The sequence below is a fragment of the Aeromonas sp. FDAARGOS 1417 genome (assembly GCF_019046985.1).
GTDB lineage: Bacteria > Pseudomonadota > Gammaproteobacteria > Enterobacterales > Aeromonadaceae > Aeromonas > Aeromonas veronii.
Window position 1 is genome coordinate 2,875,451 of record NZ_CP077221.1, and the last position, 19,167, is coordinate 2,894,617.

Below are 19,167 nucleotides of genomic sequence, written 5' to 3' on the forward strand. Positions count from 1 at the left end.
TATATATCAGTCATTTTTCGACGCGCAACCTTGGTGGTCAGTTATGAAAGAGCATATTCATCATCTACTTGAACAAACGGTAGCCAATCTGAAGTCTGCGGGCGTCCTGCCGGCGGACCTGGAAGCCCGCGTGCAAGTAGACCGATGCAAGGAGAAGGCTCACGGCGACCTGGCCACCAACCTGGCCATGCTGCTGGCCAAACCGGCCCGCAAGAATCCCCGTGAGCTGGCCGCTGCCATCATCGAGCACCTGCCCGCCTCCGATCTGATCGCCAAAGTCGAGATCGCCGGCCCCGGCTTCATCAACTTCTTCTTCGACCCGAGCTGGCTGGCAGGCCAGGTGGAGGCCATGGTGACCTCCGCCAACGCCAACGTGAAGCTGCCGGCGCCGCAGACCGTGGTGGTGGACTACTCCGCCCCCAACGTGGCCAAGGAGATGGCGGTGCACCACATCCGTTCCACCGTCCTCGGTGACGTGGCCGCCCGCGCACTGGAGTTCCTCGGCCACAAGGTGGTGCGTGCCAACCACATCGGCGACTGGGGTACCCAGTTCGGCATGCTGATCGCCTATCTGGAGAAGATGGCCAACGAGCACGCCTCCGACATGGAGCTGCGCGATCTGGAAGCCTTCTACACCCAGGCCAAGCGCCACTACGACGAAGACGAAGCCTTCGCCGAGCGCGCGCGCAACTACGTGGTCAAGCTGCAGGGCGGCGATGAGTACTGCCGCACCATGTGGAAGAAGCTGGTCGACATGACCATGGAGCAGAACCAGCGCAACTACGACCGCCTGAATGTCTCCCTGACCAACAAGGACATCATGGGCGAGTCCATGTACAACGACATGCTGCCGGAGATCGTCGCCGATCTGAAAGCGCGCGGTCTGGCGGTCGAGAGCGAAGGCGCCACCGTCGTCTTCTTGGACGAGTACAAGAACAAGGATGGCGAGCCCATGGGCGTCATCATCCAGAAGAGCGATGGCGGCTTCCTCTACACCACCACCGACATCGCCTGTGCCAAATATCGTTACGAAACCCTGGGCGCCGACCGGGTGATGTACTTCATCGACTCCCGTCAGCACCAGCACCTGATGCAGGCCTGGACCATCACCCGCAAGGCGGGCTATGTGCCGGAATCCGTGCCGCTCGAGCACCACGCCTTCGGCATGATGCTGGGCAAGGACGGCCGTCCCTACAAGACCCGTTCCGGCGGTACCGTCAAGCTGGTCGAACTGCTGAACGAAGCCGAAGAGCGCGCCAGCGCCCTGCTGGAGAGCCGCAACAGCGACCTCTCCGCCGAAGAGAAGGCCCAGGTGGTGCACGCCATCGCCATGGGTGCGGTCAAGTATGCGGATCTCTCCAAGAACCGTACCACCGACTACATCTTCGACTGGGACCTGATGCTCTCCTTTGAAGGCAACACGGCGCCGTACCTGCAGTACGCCTACACCCGTATCCAGTCCATCTTCCGCAAGGCCGGCGTCGATGCCGACACCCTGAGCGGTCATGTGATCCTGAACGAGGAAGCGGAAGAGGTGCTGGCCCAGAAGCTGATCCAGTTCTCCGACGCGGTCAACGGCGTGGCGGACAAGGGCATGCCGCACCTGCTCTGTACCTATCTGTACGAGCTGTCCGGCAACTTCATGACCTTCTACGAAGCCTGCCCGATCAACAAGGATGGCGTCGACGAAGCGACCCGTCAGAGCCGTCTGCTGCTGTGCGCCGCCACCGCCAAGGTCCTCAAGCTGGGTCTGGGCGTATTGGGCATCCACACCCTGGAGCGCATGTAATAGATGGCGACCCGGGATTATGTCGGCAGCCGCCCGCGACGTCGGGCGGGTGGTCGCAACACCAAGAAAGCGGCACCTCGCCGCTTTCCTGTTATTCCAGTGCTGCTGGTCGTGGCACTGCTGGCAGGCTTTGGTGGCTTCCTTTACATGATCAATGGCAAGGGCAACGACGCCCCCACCATTGAGGAGCAGGTAAAGGCCAACAAGCCAAAAGCGCAGAATAACGGGCTGCCTCAGGAGAAGTGGAGCTACATCGAACGGCTTGAGAACAAGCAGGTCGATATCATAGAGCCGCCGACCCAGCCGGGTGTGCTGCCGCCACCACCGGCAGATACCATGACCCTGCAACCGGAAAAACTGCCACAGCCGGTGCCGACCGACATTCCCCAACCGGGAACACCCATCGGCCAGCCCAAGCCCTATCAGCCCAATCCGGCGACCACCCCTTCCACCTCGGGTGCACCGGTTGCCAGCGCGCAAGAGCAGGTGATCGACCGCAAGGCCGAACGGGAACGGATGGAGCGGGAGATCCGCGCCGAGCTGGAACGGGAGCGGGCCGAAGCGGCCAAGGCCAAAGCGGCCACTCCGCCAGCCCAGACCGCAGCCGCCGACAGCGGTCGCTATATGATGCAGTGCGCCGCCCTGCGCTCGCAGGATTCCGCAGAGTCGCTCAAGGCACGTATCGCCTTCACCGCCGGTCTCTCTTCCAGCCTGCAGGTGATCAATGGCGCCAACGGCACCGTCTACAAGGTGATGGTGGGCCCCTTCAACGGCAAGGCGGCCGCCGATGCGGCCAACAGCAAGCTGCAGAGCTCCGGCATCAGCGGCTGCATTCCCAAGAAAGGGTAATCCGCTTACCGATGACACAGGGCCGGGTGGCAACACCCGGCCCTGTTCTTTTGGTGCCACTCGCACCCACGCTGTTTGCTACCCCGTTTATCCCGACTAAAGGCAGGGTTGAAAAGCCCGTTTGCTATCCCCATCTTTCTTGCCATGCACAGTCAGGCCGTCATTCGGCTCAAGCGAGGTAAGTAAAGTGACTACCATAGTTTCAGTTCGCCGCAACGGTCAGGTCGTCATCGGTGGCGATGGCCAGGTCTCTCTTGGCAACACCGTCATGAAGGGCAACGCCCGCAAGGTTCATCGCCTCTATAACGGCAAGGTGCTGGCCGGTTTCGCTGGCGGTACCGCCGACGCATTCACCCTGCTCGAACGTTTCGAAGCAAAACTGCAGGCCCATCAGGGTAATCTGGAGCGCGCCGCCGTGGCGCTGGCCAAAGATTGGCGCACCGATCGCGCCCTGCGCCGCCTCGAAGCGCTGTTGGCCGTGGCCGACGAACACAAATCCTTCATCATCACCGGCAACGGTGACGTGGTGCAGCCGGAGCACGATCTCATCGCCATCGGCAGCGGCGGCAACTTCGCCCAGTCCGCCGCCATCGCGCTGCTGGAAAACACCGAGCTGGATGCCAGGGCCATTGTCGAGAAGTCCCTCAAGATTGCGGGCGACATCTGCGTCTTCACCAATGGCAACCACACCATTGAAGTGCTGGACTACGCAGCCAAATAAGGCCACCAGCCAAACCCCATTCTCCAAGGGGTGGGCCCTGCCCGCCCCGGATACAGGAACACCATCATGTCCGAGATGACCCCGAGAGAAATCGTCCACGAGCTGGACAGACACATCATTGGTCAGGCCGATGCCAAGCGCGCCGTTGCCGTTGCCCTGCGCAACCGCTGGCGCCGGATGCAGCTCAACGAAGAGATGCGCCATGAAGTGACCCCGAAAAACATCCTGATGATCGGCCCGACCGGTGTCGGCAAGACCGAGATCGCCCGTCGTCTGGCCAAGCTGGCCAACGCCCCCTTCATCAAGGTGGAAGCGACCAAGTTCACCGAAGTGGGCTATGTCGGCAAGGAAGTGGACAGCATCATCCGCGATCTGACCGATGCCGCCATCAAGCTGGTGCGCGAAACCGAGATGGAGAAGATGAAATATCGCGCTGAGGAAGCCGCCGAAGAGCGCATCCTCGACGCCCTGCTGCCCAACCCGCGCAACACCTGGGGTGAGGAAGAGAAAGCCGACAACTCCAACACCCGCCAGATCTTCCGCAAGAAACTGCGGGAAGGTCAGCTGGATGACAAGGAGATCGAGCTGGAACTCTCCGCCTCCCCGATGGGCGTCGAAATCATGACCCCGCCGGGCATGGAAGAGATGGCCAACCAGCTGCAGGGGCTGTTCCAGAATCTGGGCCAGAACCAGAAGAAGAAGCGCAAGATCAAGGTCAAAGAGGCCATGAAGGCGCTGATCGAAGAGGAAGCGGCCCGTCTGGTCAATCCGGAAGAGCTGAAGCAGAAAGCGATCGCAGCGGTCGAGAACAACGGCATCGTCTTCCTCGACGAGATCGACAAGATCTGCAAGCGCGGCGAGAACTCGGGCCCCGATGTCTCCCGTGAAGGGGTACAGCGCGACCTGCTGCCGCTGGTCGAGGGCTGCACCGTCAACACCAAGCACGGCATGGTCAAGACCGACCACATCCTGTTTGTCGCCTCCGGCGCCTTCCAGATTGCCAAGCCGTCCGACCTCATCCCCGAGCTGCAGGGCCGTCTGCCGATCCGGGTCGAGCTGACCGCCCTGACCACTGATGACTTCGAGCGCATCCTGACCGAACCGAACGCCTCCCTGACCGATCAGTACAAGGCGCTGATGGCCACCGAAGGGGTCAACATCGAGTTCACCAAGGATGGCATCCGCCGTCTGGCCGAAGCGGCCTGGCAGGTCAACGAGCGTACCGAGAACATCGGTGCCCGTCGTCTGCACACCGTGATGGAGCGCCTGATGGAAGATATCTCCTACGACGCCTCCGAGAAGTCCGGCGAGACCTTTGTCATCGACACCGACTACGTCAACGCCCACCTCGGCAAGCTGATTGAAGACGAGGACCTGAGCCGCTTTATTCTGTAAGCGCAGTTCTGTTTGTAAAAAAACGCCTCCAGCAATGGGGGCGTTTTGCATTTTAAGACCCAGCTCCCTCCTCTCTATGTCCCACTCGCACCCAGTAGCAAAACTCTCAACTGGTATACCTATTTTTGTATATCTTTGAATTTTATCGAATTACCCCTGACGAGATATATAAATAGACACTTGATTTGCATCAATTGCCCGCCCCGACTGACTGGGTAGCCTAGCCCCAGAATGATGTTTTATTACTCCAAACTAGAGGCAATCATGAGCAAAGTCAGACTGGTCGTTGTGGGCAACGGCATGGTGGGGCACCGCTTCATCGAAGAGCTGATCGAGCGGGCCGAGCCGGGTCGCTACGAGATCACTGTATTCGGTGCAGAACCCCGTCCTGCTTACGATCGCGTCCATCTCTCCTCCTACTTCTCCCATCACACCAGCGAAGATCTCTCCCTCGTCAAACCCGGCTTCTACGACAAGCACGGCATCCGCCTGCTGCTCGGCGAAGCGGTGAAAAAAATCGACAGGGCCAACCGCGAAGTGCACTCCAACAAGGGTACTGTGGTCGGGTACGACAAGCTGGTGCTGGCCACCGGCTCCTACCCCTGGGTGCCGCCCATTGCGGGCAGTCAGCACCACGAGTGCTTCGTCTATCGCACCATCGAGGATCTGAAAGCCATTCGCAGCGCCGCCAAGAGTGGCAAGAGCGGGGTGGTGATCGGGGGCGGCCTGCTTGGCCTCGAAGCGGCCGGTGCCCTCAAGGCGCTGGGTCTCGAGACCCACGTTGTGGAGTTTGCTCCTGTGCTGATGGCCGAGCAGCTCGACGGTCAGGGCGGCCAGCTGCTGCGCCGCAAAATTGAATCCATGGGCGTACAGGTACACACCAGCAAGAGCACCAGCGAGATCCTGATGCACGGCGGCGAACAGGCGAAACACCGCCTCGCCTTCGCCGACGGCAGCCAACTGGAAGTGGACGTGGTGGTCTTCTCCACCGGCATTCGCCCGCAAGATACCCTGGGCCGTTACGGTGATCTCGCTATCGCCGAGCGCGGCGGCATCGTCATCGACGATCACTGCCTCACCTCCGATCCCGACATCTATGCCATCGGCGAGTGCGCCGCCTGGCAGGGCCGCTTCTTCGGGCTGGTGGCGCCGGGCTACAAGATGGCCCAGATCACCGTCGACCACCTGCTCGGCGGCGACAGCCGTTTCGAGGGGGCAGACATGAGCGCCAAGCTCAAGCTGCTCGGCGTCTCCGTCGGCTCCATCGGTGATGCCCACGGCCGCACCCCGGGCAGCCACAGCTATGTGTTCCAGGACGACCAGGCTGGCGTTTACAAGAAGATCGTGGTGAGCGAGGACAACAGCCGATTGCTCGGCGCCGTGCTGGTGGGTGACGTGGAAGATTACGGCAACCTGCTGCAGATGATGCTCAACGCCCTACCGCTGCCGAGCCACCCGGACACCCTGATCCTGCCCGCCTACGCCGGTGCCAAGCCGACGCTGGGGGTAGATGCCCTGCCGGAGAGCGCCCAGATCTGCTCCTGCTTCGACGTCTCCAAGGGCGACATCGCCCAGGCCGTCGCCGAGGGCCACACCACCCTGGCCGCCATCAAGCAGCACACCAAGGCCGGTACCGGCTGCGGCGGCTGCGTGCCGCTCATCAGTCAGGTGCTCAACGCCGAACTGGTGAAGCAGGGCATCGAGGTCAACAACCACCTCTGCGCCCACTTCCCCCACTCCCGTCAGGAGCTGTTCCATCTGGTCAAGGTGGAGGGGATCAAGAGCTTCGACGAACTGCTGGCCAAGCACGGTCAGGGCTATGGCTGCGAGGTGTGCAAACCGACCGTCGGCTCCATCCTCGCCTCCTGCTGGAACGAGCATGTGCTGAGCCCGCGCAACACCCCGCTGCAGGACACTAACGACATCTTCCTCGGCAACATGCAGAAGGACGGCAGCTACTCCGTCATCCCGCGCATGGCCGGTGGCGAAGTGACTCCGGAAGGGCTGCTGGCGGTGGCCGAAGTGGCCCGCGACTACAAGCTCTACACCAAGATCACCGGCGCCCAGCGCATCGGCCTGTTCGGGGCCCAGAAGGATGATCTGCCGGCCATCTGGCGCAAGCTGCTGGCGGCCGGATTCGAGACCGGTCAGGCCTACGCCAAGGCGCTGCGCATGGCCAAGACCTGCGTCGGCAGCACCTGGTGCCGCTTCGGCGTGCAGGACAGCGTTGGCCTCGGGGTCTTCCTCGAGAACCGCTACAAGGGGATTCGCACTCCGCACAAGATGAAGTTCGGCGTCTCCGGCTGTACCCGCGAATGTGCGGAAGCGCAAGGTAAGGATGTCGGCATCATCGCCACCGATGCGGGTTGGAACCTCTATGTGGGCGGCAACGGCGGCATGAAGCCACGCCACGCCGACCTGCTGGCGTCTGACCTCGACCGCGAGACCCTCATCAAGCTGATCGACCGTTTCATGATGTTCTACGTCACCAGCGCCGACAAACTACAGCGCACCTCGGTCTGGCTCGGCAATCTGGAAGGGGGCGTCGACTACCTGCGCGAGGTGATCGTCGATGACAAGCTGGGGCTGGCCGACACGCTCGAGCGCGATATCCAGACCCTCATCGACAGCTACGAGTGCGAATGGTCGCGCACCCTCAATGAAGAGGAGGCGCTCAAGCGCTTCAGCCACTTCATCAACAGCGACAAGCGCGATCCGGACGTCCAGTTTGTCGCCGAGCGTGACCAGCACAGACCCGCCACTCCGGCCGAGCGCATCCCCGTCTACCAGATCGAGGTGGAAACCAAATGATGAAACTTGCCTGCCAACTCAACGACATCCTGCCGGGAACCGGTGTCTGCGCACTCATTGAGGGTCGCCAGATCGCCCTGTTCCGCCCGAGCGCGGCCGCCGAGGTGTTCGCCATCGACAACCGGGATCCCTTCTTCGCTGCCAACGTGCTGTCACGGGGCCTGATCTGCGAACACGACGGCGAGCTCTGGGTCGCCAGTCCGCTCAAGAAGCAGCGCTTTCGTCTGAGCGATGGCCACTGTTTCGACAATCCGGCGATGTCGGTTCAAAGCTATCCCGTTGAAGTGCGCGATCAGCAGGTCTGGGTCGCCGTCTGATGTCGACAACCCCCAGATCCATGCCGGTACAGGGCTACGTCCCCGTCGAAGTACGAGATCAGTAGGTCTGGGTCGCAGTCTAACACCATGAATATCAGGGCCGCCCACGGGTGGCCCGCTTGAAGGAAACAAAAATGTACACCGAAACCATTAACAAGTGCGCCGCCAACGCGGCCCGTATCAACCGCTTCGAGCGCAGCGACAAGCTCGGCTTCTGGCTCAGCTCCGCCATGGCAGGGGCCTATGTGGGCCTCGGCATCATCCTGATCTTCACCCTCGGCAATCTGGTGGATCCGGCCATCCGGCCGCTGGTAATGGGGGCCACCTTCGGCATCGCCCTGACCCTGGTGATCATCGCCGGCTCCGAGCTGTTTACCGGCCACACCATGTTCCTCACCTTCGGGGTGAAGAGCGGCAAGATCACCATGGCCGACCTGCTGCGCATCCTGCCGCAGACCTGGGCGGGCAACCTGATTGGCTCCGTCGTGGTGGCGCTCATCTACTCCTACGGCGGCAGCCTGCTGCCGGACGCGGGCAGCCTGGCCCACAAGGTGGCGCTGGCCAAGACCCAGGCACCGGCCCTGACCCTGTTTATGAAGGGGATCCTCTGCAACTGGCTGGTCTGCCTCGCCATCTGGATGGCGCTGCGCACCGAAGGGGCCGCCCGCTTCATCGCCATCTGGTGGTGCCTGCTGGCCTTTATCGCCTCCGGCTACGAGCACTCCATCGCCAACATGACCCTGTTCGCTCTCTCCTGGTTCGGCGCCCACTCCGAGGCCTACACCCTGAGTGGCATCGGCCACAACCTGCTGTGGGTAACCCTGGGCAACACCGTCTCCGGCGTCCTCTTTATGGGCCTCGGTTACTGGTATGCCACCCCCAAGGCTGAGCGCCCGGTCGCAGTGACTGAAACCACCAGCACTGCCAACCAGACCCAAACCGCCTGATCAGGAGGCCCCATGGACTACTTGCCCATCTTTTGCCAACTCGACAACAAACCCGTGCTGCTGGTCGGCGGCGGTGAGGTAGCGGAGCGCAAAGCGCGCCTGCTGCTGGATGCCGGTGCCCACCTCACAGTGGTCGCGCCCGAGCTCGACCCCGAGCTGGCGGAACTGGCAGCCAACGGCAGCATCGAGTGGCTGGCCGGTGAATTCGCGCCACAACAACTGGTGGGCAAGTGGCTGGTGGTGGCCGCCACCGATCGGCGCGAGGTGAACGCACTGGTCTACCAAAGTGCCAACCGGGCGCGGATCTTTGCCAACGTGGTGGATGACCCGAAACGCTCCAGCTTCATCATGCCGTCGATCATCGATCGCTCGCCGCTGATGGTGGCCATCTCCTCCGGCGGCAAGGCACCGGTGCTGGCCCGCTTGCTGCGGGAAAAACTCGAAGCCCTGCTGCCGCAACATCTGGGCGCCGTGGCGACCTTTGCTGGCAGCCTGCGGGAGCGGGTCAAGGCGCGCTTCGCCAGCATGGGCGAGCGGCGCCGCTTCTGGGAGCGGTTACTCGGGGCAGACCGACTCGGTCAGGCGCTGGCGCGGGGGGATAGCGCCTCTGCCCACCAGCTGGCCGACAACCTGTTTGCCGACGAGAGCCAGAGCGCTGGCGAAGTGGTGCTGGTGGGAGCTGGCCCCGGCGATCCGGGTCTGCTCACCCTGCACGCCCTGCGCCAGATGCAGCAGGCGGACGTGGTGGTCTATGACCGACTGGTCTCCGACGAGGTGATGGCACTGGTGCGCCGGGATGCCAAGCGCATCTTCGTCGGCAAGCAGGCGGGTAACCACTGCGTGCCGCAGGAGGGGATCAACCAGCTCTTGCTGGAGGAGGCGAAGAAGGGGCTGCGGGTGGTACGGCTCAAGGGGGGCGACCCTTTTATCTTCGGCCGTGGCGGCGAAGAGCTGGAGACGCTAGTTGGTACTGGCATTGGCTTTCAGGTGGTGCCGGGGATCACCGCTGCCAGCGGCTGCGCCGCTTACGCTGGCATTCCGCTCACTCACCGTGATCACGCCCAGAGCGTGCGCTTCGTCACCGCCCACGGCAAGGGGGGCGCCCGGGATCTCGACTGGCCGCTGCTGGCCAAAGATCGGCAGACGCTGGTCTTCTATATGGGGCTCTCCTCCTGCGCCACCATCCGCGAGCAACTGCTGGCCCACGGCAAGGCAGGCAATACCCCGGTGGCGCTGATCGAGCGCGGCACCCAACCCTGCCAGCGGGTCATTCGCGGCACCCTCGATGAGCTACCCGCACTAGCGGTGGGGGTCGAGAGTCCTGCCCTCATCATGGTGGGCTCGGTGGTCACTTTGGCCGACCGGCTCGCCTGGTTTGGCGAGGCCCCACCGCGCCAGCGAGCCCTCGCCTGAGGTATCCTCGGCAACTCACCATGAGGCCACCAGCAGGTGGCCTCACTTTTACCTCCCTCTTCTCCCATCACGGTCATAACCTGTTGTTTTAAGTCTGGTATCCTATGGGCATTGAGCCCTTGGCTACCATCTCAGGAATTCATCCCATGTCTCTTCCCATCAAGAACAGCGCCCGGCAGCGCGCGGATGACAGATCCCGCATTCTCACCCTGCTGCTACGCGATGACGCCCTCACCGACAGCCTGCTCGACCCGCAAGCGGTGCAGGATGCAGAGCAGCGCGATCAGACCAGCGAACTCACGGCGCTGGTCAACGGGTTGCCCGCCGCCGACGTCGCCGATGCGCTGGAGTCGCTGCCGCCCGATGAGCGTCATGCCCTGTGGGCGCTGGTGGAGGAGGAGAAGCGCGGCCAGATCCTGGTCGAAGCCTCCGAGACGGTGTGGGACAGCCTGATCAGCGGGATGAGCGACAAGGAGCTGCTGCACGCCCTGCGTACCCTGGATATCGACGATCAGATCTATCTGGGCCAGTACCTGCCACGCAACCTGATGGGGCGGCTCCTCACCTATATGGCCCCCGCCGACCGGGATCGGGTGCGGGAGGTGATCCGCTACGGCAAGCACACCGTCGGCGCCATGATGGACTTCGAGATCATCACCATCCGCCCCGATGTGAGTCTGGCCACGGTGCAGCGCTATTTGCGGCTGCGCGGCAAGATCCCCGCCAACACCGACAAGCTGTTCGTCATCGATCGGCGCAACCATCTGCTGGGGGAGCTGGCCCTCACCACAGTGCTGCTGCACAAGCCCGCCACCCTGGTGAGCGACGTGATGGAGCGGGATCCGGTCACCTTCGATCCGGAGGATAACGACGAAGCGGCCGCCCGCACCTTCGAACGGGATGACCTGCTCTCCGCCGCCGTGGTGGATGGCAAGGGCAAGCTGATGGGCCGCCTCACCGTCGAAGAGGTGGTGGATCTGGTCTATGAGGAGAGTGACACCGACCTGCGCCGGATGGGGGGTATCAGCGAGGATGAAGACGTGTTCGCCCCGGTCTCCAAGGCGGTCAAGACCCGCTGGGCCTGGCTCGCCATCAACCTCTGCACCGCCTTTGTCGCCTCGCGGGTGATCGGCCTGTTCGAGCACACCATCTCCCAGCTGGTGGCGCTGGCGGCCCTGATGCCCATCGTCGCCGGGATCGGCGGCAACACCGGCAACCAGGCCATCACCATGATAGTGCGGGCGCTGGCGCTGCAGCACATTCAGGCGGGCAACCTCTCCTTCCTGCTGCTACGGGAACTCGGGGTCGCCTTTATCAACGGGCTGGTGTGGGGCGGCACCATGGGCATCGCCACCTATCTGCTCTATCAGGATGCGGCGCTCGGCGCCGTGATGACCCTGGCCATGATGCTCAACCTGCTGGTGGCGGCGCTGATGGGGGTCATTATCCCTATGACCATGACCCGCCTCGGCCGCGACCCGGCAGTCGGTGCCAGCGTGATGATCACCGCCATCACCGATACCGGCGGCTTCTTTATCTTCCTCGGGCTGGCGACCCTGTTCCTGCTGTAAACCGTGCGTTGAAAACAACAAGGGAGCCACTGGCTCCCTTGTTGTTTCAGGCGCGTTTGCCCGCCCCTGCCGTTGGGCTGCTTATCGCTTGTCAGCGGTGATCAGCAAGCCATTGGTGTCGGGGAAGCCGATGACCAGCGCCTCTTTTTTGGCATCCGTGGTAAAGGTGGTGACATAGGCAACGCTGTTATCCATCGCCCGGGCCAGAGCGGCAGTCCAGAGGTTTTCGATCGGCGTGGCGGCAGCGGATTGCTTGAAGTTGCACTTGCCAAACCCGCTCATGGTCAGCTTGCTCAACCCGGCCGTCGCACTCCCCTCGCCCACCAGCGTACAACCTGCCGCCGGAAACTCGATCGCTACCGTCAGCTTGCCGCCGTTGTTGGTGGTATCCACCTTGCCCACCATGTCGCTGCTGAAGCCATCGCTGTCCGTGGCACTCCAGCTGGCCGTGGTCACCGCTTTGGTGGTCAGGGCCGTCACCGCCACATGACCGCTGAAACCGGAATAGATGGGGGAATTGTCGGAGAACTTGGTGCCGGTCCGAGTGAAATCAAAAACCCAGCGCTTGATCTCCTTGCCCTGCAGATCGATGACCGGCTGATCCTGGAAGGTGATGAGGTTGTGGTCATTGGTCACCGAGCTGAGCGCAGTGCTGGTGCCGAGCCGTTCGCTGTTGCGGATCAACTGCACCGGGTAGATCCCGTCTTTGTCGGCTTTCTGGTCAGCCTGCCCCAACCACTGGCTGTTGGTCTCGACCTTGCCCACCTGATGATCCACCCAGACACCCCAGTGCTGCACGGTTTCACCCTTCGGGTAGACCAGCGCCAGACCATCCAGATCCTTGATCATGCGCGGCGTCGCCTTGTCGCCGTCGCGGCTCATCAGATTCGCTTGGTAAAGACCCGCCTCCGGCAGGGCTAGTGGCACCCGCTTGGCGATGCTGTTGGCAGCTTTTTCGCTGTCACAGGCAGACAGGGCCGCAGCACAGGCGATGGCCAGCAGCGCTTTGTTGTGCATTTTCATGAAGCTTTATTCCTTGCTGTCGCTTTGTAATTTTTAGATGCAATCAATCGCCGCTGAATTTAAGGGAAAGGTCATCTATCAGTCGAATGGAGATCTGTAACCAACCATTACAGCCTCGCAGGAGCGGCAAGCCGCGCAGCTTGCTCCGACCGCACAACGGTGACGACAGGGTGACTCACGGCGGAAAAGCAGCGAGGGTAGCGACCCGAAAAAACAGATGAAAATCAGAGTCATAACTCTATTAACAGGAGGGTAATTAGCCCGAATTGCCAGCCTGCTCACAATCGGATTCTTTTGCTGTCGATAGAATGCACCACGCTGGCATACCCATAACAAGAGAATCCAACAATGAAAACCACCCTCAAACTGAGCGCGGTGGCAGTTATCTTTTTGCTGTCCGGCTGTGATGACAACAACTCTCAGGCCCCCGGTGATCTCACCCTGCGGCTGATCGAAACCTCTGATATCCACTCCAACCTGCTGAGCTACGACTACTACCAGAACAAGCCGGATGCCTCGCTGGGCTTTGCCCGCACCGCTGTGCTGATCCGCAAGGCCCGCGAAGAGAACGCCAACAACTTGCTGATCGACAACGGCGACCTGATCCAGGGCACCCCGCTGGCCGACTATATCCACGACCAGCAGGTCAAACAGCAGTGGCTGAGCAAGCAGACCCACCCCGCCATCAAGGCGCTCAACACCATGAGCTATGATGTCGGCAACCTGGGCAACCACGAATTCAACTTCGGTCTCGACTTCCTCTCAGAGACCCTGAAAGGGGCCAACTACCCCTACATCAACGCCAACGTCTTCCAGGCCGATGCCTTCAGCCGTGATGGCAAGGGCACCATCGACTGGAGCAAGCAGAAGTTCAAACCCTATGTGGTGCTGGATCGTCAGGTGAAGGATGCCAACGGCAATACCCAGACCATCAAGGTCGGGGTGCTGGGGCTGACTCCCCCCCAGATCACCCAGTGGGACAAGCGCAATCTGGAAGGCAAGGTGGTGGTGGCCGATATGGTCGAGACCGCCGAACACTATGTACCCGAAATCCGCGCCAAGGGCGCAGACATCGTCGTAGTCGTGGCCCATACCGGCATCATAGGTGACCCGCGCGAACCCATGATGGAGAACGCCGCACTGCCGCTGGCCAAGGTGAAGGGGGTCGATGCCCTGCTGCTGGGCCATGCCCACCGCACCTTCCCGGGCGACTACCCCAACATGACCGACGTGGACAACGAGAAAGGCACCCTGGCGGGCGTACCGACCGTGATGCCGGGCGTCTGGGGCAACCACCTCGGCATCATCGACCTGCACATGACCTGGAAAGAGGGTCGCTGGGAAGTGGCCTCCAGCCAGTCCCAGCTGCGCAAAATCGACAGCAGCGCCAGCAGCACCGAAGATCAGGCGGTGGTCGATCAGGTCATTGCCGAGCACGAGCAGGCCAACCAGTGGCTGGACGAACCCCTCAGCAAGATCACCAAGCCAATCCACAGCTTCTTCGCGCTGGTACAGGATGACCCCTCCATCCAGATCGTCAGCGACGCCCAGCTGTGGCATGCCAAGAAACTGCAACAGGATGGTCAGCTCAAGGAGAAATGGCCCATCCTCTCCGCCGCCGCGCCATTCCGTGGCGGTCGCAACGGCCCGACCGACTTCACCTATGTACCGGCTGGCGATATCTCCCTGCGCAACGTGGCCGACCTCTATGTCTACCCCAACACCCTGCAGGTGGTCGCCATCAATGGCGCGACCGTACAGGAGTGGCTGGAGAAGAGCGCCGTCCAGTTCAACAAGATCGATGCCGCCAGCACCGCTACCCAGTGGTTGGTGAACGAGAAGTACCGCACCTACAACTTCGACGTGATCGACGGGGTGAACTATCAGGTCGATGTGACCAAACCCGCCCGTTACGATGTGGATGGCAACAAGGTGAGCGACAGCTATCGCATCACCAACCTCACCTATCAGGGCAAGGCGATCGACCCGACCCAGATGTTCTACGTGGTGACCAACAACTACCGCGCCAGCGGTGGTGGCAACTTCCCGGGCATCAACGCCAAGGTGATCGTCCATGAAGATCAGTTCGAAACCCGCGAAGTGCTCTCCGAATACCTCAAGGATCTGGCAGAGAAGAATCCGGCCGGTTTCGAGCCTCCAGCAGACAACAACTGGCAGCTGGCCCCCCTGCCCGCCAATCTGGATCTGCGCATCTACAGCTCGCCACGCAGCGAGGCGCAAGCCCTGACCGGTGGCAAGCTGAACTATGTGGAGACCCTGCCACCCACCGATGCCAAACACCCCGGCTTTGGCGTCTACAAGCTGGTGTTGGCACCCTGAACCTCAGGGTTAATCTGGCAATAACCTCTGCAACCCCCTCCTGATACGAGGGGGTTTTTAATGGTACTGGCAGCGGGATATGCACCTGTAAGCCAGCCGCTCCCCGCAGCAACTCACGCAGCCCCTTTATCCCTTCACGCCATCGCCTCCCTCTATCACACCATCCAGATCCCGACTGATCTGTCCCATCCCGCCCATAAAAAAACAGGCCCACCGAAGTGGGCCTGTTGTTATCTGGGTGGTCGGGTATATCGCGATAAAGGGCGCTACTCCCGTTCCTTCACATAGGGGGTGCCGAGCGCCTTCGGCGCCACCGCACGGCCGATAAAGCCGGCCAGCAGGAACACGGTCAGGATGTAGGGCAGTGCCTCGATGGCCTGCACCGGAATGGCGAAGCCACCGATACTGACCCCTTGCAAGCGGATGGCGACCGCATCGAGGAAGCCGAACAGCAGGCAGGCTGCCATGGCATTCCAGGGACGCCACTTGCCGAACACCAGCGCCGCCAGCGCCATAAAGCCCTTGCCCGCACTCATGTTGGGGATGAACTGGGCCGTCTGGGCCACCGCCAGATAGGTGCCACCGATACCGGCCAGCAGGCCGCCGATGAGGAGCGCGGTGTAGCGCATCCGCACCACAGAGATACCGGCGGTATCGACCGCTGCGGGCGCCTCACCCACCGCCCGCAGACGCAGACCGAAGCGGGTACGGAACATCACCCACCAGGCCAGCGGCACGCAGGCAAACGCCACGTACTCCAGCAGGGAGTGGCCGCTCAGCAGCTCGCTGTAGAGCTGGCCGATCACCGGCACATCCCACAGCTCCTTGGCATAGGGCAGATCGATGGGGGCGAAACGGGCATCACCGGAGAGTGCCGGAGTCTGGCCACCCTGATCGAACCAGTAACGGCCCAGGGTGACGGTCAGACCGGCCGCCAGAATGTTGATGGCCATGCCGCTCACCACCTGATCACCACGGTGGGTGATGGTGGCAAAGCCGTGCATCAGAGCAAACAGGATAGAGACACCCACCCCGGCCCCCAGACCTATCCAGGCAGAACCGGAGACCGCAGCTGCCGCACCACTGGCGAACGCCGCCGCCAGCAGTTTGCCTTCCAGCGCGATGTTGACCACCCCGGAGCGCTCGCAGAACATACCCGCCATGGCCGCCAGAATGAGCGGCGGCGCGGTACGGATGGTCGCATCCAGCATCAGGATCAGAATTTCAAACATGATCAGACTCCTTTAGCTTGTGCGGCTGAGCGGTTGGCAAACGCCAGATAGAGCTGCTCGATGCGCGGGCGCATCATGTGCTCAAGGGCGCCACAGAACAGGATCACCAGACCCTGCAACACCACCACGATGTTGCGGTCGACACCGAACTCGAAGCTGAGCTCGGCGCCTCCCTGATAGAGGAAACCGAACAGCAGGCTGGCGATGATGACGCCAACCGGATGGTTGCGCCCCATCAGCGCCACCGCGATACCGGTGAAGCCGAACCCTTCCACAAAGTTGAGCTTGATCTGGTGCAGCTCACCCTGCAGCACGTTGAGGGCAAAGAAGCCCGACAGCATGCCGGAGATCACCATCGCCAGGATCACCACCTTGGGATAGGAGATACCGGCGTAGGCGGAGGCACTTTGGCTGGCGCCGACCGAGCGGATCTCGTAACCCCAGCGGGTGTGCCAAATAAAGACCCACACCAGCGCCGCACAGATCAGCGCCCAGAAGAAGCTGATATTGAGGGGGCTGTTGGGGATCTCCATCCCGAACAGGTTCGCCAGCCCGCTCATCTTGGGCAGCCAGCTTGCCTCGGCAAACACCTTGCTCTCGGTCGCCATCGAGCCGGGCGGCTTGAACACCTCCACCAGCAGATAGGCCATCAGCGAGGCGGCGATGAAGTTGAACATGATGGTGGTGATCACGATATGGCTGCCGCGCTTGGCTTGCAGCCAGGCCGGAATAAAGGCCCAGGCCGCACCGAACAGACCACCGGCAATGATGGAGAGCGGCAACAGCAGGGCAAACGGCAGCACATCGCCGAGCATCAGACAGACCAGACCGACACCGAGACCGCCGATATAGGCCTGACCTTCACCACCGATATTGAACAGACCGGCGTGGAAGGCGACCGCCACCGACAGACCGGTAAAGATAAAGCCGGTTGCGTAGTAGAGGGTGAAGCCGACCCCTTCACCGGTGCCGAACGCGCCGTACCACATGATCTTGGCGGCATCGACCGGGTTGATGTCGAGGTAGTAGAACAGAATGGCCGACACCAGGAAGGCCAGCAGGATGTTGACCGCAGACAAGACGCCTACGGAGACCCAGGCAGGAATACGTACTTGGCTCATCAGTGGGCCTCCTTGGCAACTTCGTCCGGCACTATGTTCGCCATCATCAGACCAATGGTGCGCTCATCCGCCTTGGCACCATCCAGCTCGCCAACGATGCGACCATCGGCAATGACCAGAATCCGGTCTGCGAGGCTCATGATCTCGTCCAGCTCCACCGAGACCAGCAAGACAGCCTTGCCCTTATCGCGCATGGCGATGATCTGCTGGTGGATATACTCGATGGCGCCGATGTCGACCCCGCGGGTCGGCTGGCCGATCAACAGCACATCCGGGTCCTGCTCCACTTCACGGGCGATCACCAGCTTCTGCTGGTTGCCACCGGAGAAGTTGGCAGTCTTGTGATCGGGATGGGGCGGGCGCACGTCCCACTTCTCCATCTTGGCCTGACAATCCTGCTGGATCGCCTCCTTGTTCTGCAGCCAACCCTTGTTGTATTGCGGGCGGCGGTGATAACCGAGAATAAAGGCCTCTTTCGCCTCGAAGCGGTTGATCAGCCCCATCTTGTGGCGATCTTCCGGCACATGGCCGAGACCGTAATTGCGCACCAGCTCCGGATCGGCCGGGTGCTCCGCGCTCACCTTGTGCACGCCGCTGCGGCTGCTGATGGTGAAGCCGCCCTTGCTCGGCTTGAGAATGCCGCCAAGCAGGCTGAGCAGTTCGGACTGACCGTTGCCGGAGACCCCGGCGATGCCGACCACTTCACCGGCCCGCACCTCGAAGCTGACCGATTTGACCCGCTCCACCTTGCTGGCGTCGAAATAGCTGAGCCCTTCGATCTTCAGCTTGGCTTCACCGGGCTGGGTTGGCCCCTTGTCGACCTTGAGGCGTACCTTGCGGCCCACCATCAGCTCGGCCAGCTGCTCCTTGTCGGTATCCTTGGTGGCGACGTGCGCCACCATCTCGCCACGGCGCATGATGGAGACCTGATCGGTAATGGCCAGGATCTCCCGCAGCTTGTGGGTGATAAGGATGATGGTTGCCCCCTGATCCCGCAGCTTTTTCAGCACCTCGAACAGGTGATCCGCCTCTTGCGGGGTCAGTACCCCGGTCGGCTCGTCGAGGATCAGGATGCGGGCGCCGCGATAGAGCGCCTTGAGTATTTCGACCCGCTGTTGCAAGCCAACCGGCAGATCTTCGACCTTCTCGTGCAGCGGCACGTCGAGGCCATAATCCCGCGCCAGTTCGCCCAGCAGCTTTTCGGCTGACGCCACGCTCTGCTGAAGGTGCCAGCCGTTCTCAGCGCCGAGGATGACGTTTTCCAATACGGTGAAGTTATTGACCAGCATGAAGTGCTGGTGAACCATGCCCACCCCTGCGGCAATCGCATCTTGTGAGCCATGGGGTTTGAAAGGATTCCCGTCGATCAGCATCTCGCCTTTGTCGGCATGGTAGAAACCATAAATGATGCTCATCAGGGTGGACTTACCGGCGCCATTTTCGCCGACAATGCCGTGGATACTGCCTTTGCGAACCTTAAGGTCGATCAGCTTGTTGGCGTACACTTCGCCGAACCGCTTATCGATACCTCTTAATTCGATGGCATAGCGATCTGTCTGGTCCATGATGCAGCCCTGCGTTTCATGAAATAAGACTAAAAACCGGCCCGTGCGGGCCGGTGGTGCGTTGAGAGTCGTA

At 61.8% G+C, this 19,167-nt stretch carries 14 protein-coding genes; 10 read left to right on the plus strand and 4 right to left on the minus strand.

Features of this window, described 5'->3' with window-relative positions; translation table 11 throughout:
* The first annotated feature begins 43 nt into the window (after positions 1-43).
* The 9 genes from argS to mgtE all read left to right on the plus strand — a co-directional run bounded on the left by argS (position 44) and on the right by mgtE (position 11,813).
* The gene (argS, locus tag I6L47_RS13235; protein WP_216947584.1) at positions 44-1,789 is read left to right on the plus strand and encodes an arginine--tRNA ligase; all 1,746 of its coding nucleotides are present in this window, start codon (positions 44-46) and stop codon (positions 1,787-1,789) included.
* Positions 1,790-1,792: 3 nt separating this feature from the next.
* The gene (locus I6L47_RS13240) at positions 1,793-2,638 is read left to right on the plus strand and encodes an SPOR domain-containing protein (protein WP_005340771.1); all 846 of its coding nucleotides are present in this window, start codon (positions 1,793-1,795) and stop codon (positions 2,636-2,638) included.
* Positions 2,639-2,825: 187 nt separating this feature from the next.
* Complete coding sequence (gene hslV, locus I6L47_RS13245) at positions 2,826-3,359, plus strand: ATP-dependent protease subunit HslV (RefSeq protein WP_139437848.1); 534 nt, start codon at positions 2,826-2,828, stop codon at positions 3,357-3,359.
* Between the two features lie 66 nt (positions 3,360-3,425).
* The gene (gene hslU / locus I6L47_RS13250) at positions 3,426-4,754 is read left to right on the plus strand and encodes an HslU--HslV peptidase ATPase subunit (protein WP_216947585.1); all 1,329 of its coding nucleotides are present in this window, start codon (positions 3,426-3,428) and stop codon (positions 4,752-4,754) included.
* A gap of 264 nt (positions 4,755-5,018) precedes the next feature.
* Positions 5,019-7,565, plus strand: a complete 2,547-nt coding sequence (gene nirB, locus I6L47_RS13255) for a nitrite reductase large subunit NirB (RefSeq protein WP_216947586.1) — start codon at positions 5,019-5,021, stop codon at positions 7,563-7,565.
* A complete protein-coding gene (gene nirD, locus I6L47_RS13260) occupies positions 7,565-7,882 on the plus strand; it encodes a nitrite reductase small subunit NirD (RefSeq protein WP_041202829.1) in 318 nt (105 codons plus the stop codon). Before nirB ends, nirD begins: the two co-directional genes overlap by 1 nt.
* A 134-nt stretch (positions 7,883-8,016) precedes the next feature.
* Positions 8,017-8,829 carry a nitrite transporter NirC gene (nirC, locus tag I6L47_RS13265; RefSeq protein ID WP_216947587.1) on the plus strand — a complete coding sequence of 271 codons (813 nt, stop codon included), beginning with the start codon at positions 8,017-8,019 and terminating at the stop codon, positions 8,827-8,829.
* 12 nt (positions 8,830-8,841) lie between these two features.
* Entirely contained in the window at positions 8,842-10,242 is a 1,401-nt protein-coding gene (gene cysG / locus I6L47_RS13270; protein ID WP_216947588.1) for a siroheme synthase CysG, read from the plus strand.
* A 146-nt stretch (positions 10,243-10,388) separates the two neighbouring features.
* On the plus strand, positions 10,389-11,813 hold the full coding sequence (mgtE, locus tag I6L47_RS13275) for a magnesium transporter (RefSeq protein WP_216947589.1): 1,425 nt from the start codon (positions 10,389-10,391) through the stop codon (positions 11,811-11,813).
* Between the two features lie 81 nt (positions 11,814-11,894).
* Here mgtE and I6L47_RS13280 read toward each other — a convergent pair whose 3' ends face one another.
* On the minus strand, positions 11,895-12,836 hold the full coding sequence (locus I6L47_RS13280; RefSeq protein WP_216947590.1) for a hypothetical protein: 942 nt from the start codon (positions 12,834-12,836) through the stop codon (positions 11,895-11,897).
* Between the two features lie 348 nt (positions 12,837-13,184).
* Between I6L47_RS13280 and I6L47_RS13285 the strand changes: the two genes are divergently transcribed.
* Entirely contained in the window at positions 13,185-15,176 is a 1,992-nt protein-coding gene (locus I6L47_RS13285) for a bifunctional 2',3'-cyclic-nucleotide 2'-phosphodiesterase/3'-nucleotidase (RefSeq protein WP_160880614.1), read from the plus strand.
* A gap of 266 nt (positions 15,177-15,442) precedes the next feature.
* Here I6L47_RS13285 and I6L47_RS13290 read toward each other — a convergent pair whose 3' ends face one another.
* The 3 genes from I6L47_RS13290 to I6L47_RS13300 are packed head-to-tail and all read right to left on the minus strand — an operon-like array spanning position 15,443 to position 19,094.
* The gene (locus I6L47_RS13290) at positions 15,443-16,408 is read right to left on the minus strand and encodes an ABC transporter permease (RefSeq protein WP_021230728.1); all 966 of its coding nucleotides are present in this window, start codon (positions 16,406-16,408) and stop codon (positions 15,443-15,445) included.
* Between the two features lie 2 nt (positions 16,409-16,410).
* Positions 16,411-17,529, minus strand: coding sequence for an ABC transporter permease (locus I6L47_RS13295; protein ID WP_005357011.1), 1,119 nt, complete (start codon positions 17,527-17,529; stop codon positions 16,411-16,413).
* Positions 17,529-19,094 (minus strand): ABC transporter ATP-binding protein, encoded by a 1,566-nt coding sequence (locus I6L47_RS13300; protein ID WP_005342527.1) that lies wholly within the window; start codon positions 19,092-19,094, stop codon positions 17,529-17,531. Before I6L47_RS13300 ends, I6L47_RS13295 begins: the two co-directional genes overlap by 1 nt.
* Positions 19,095-19,167: the final 73 nt, after the last annotated feature.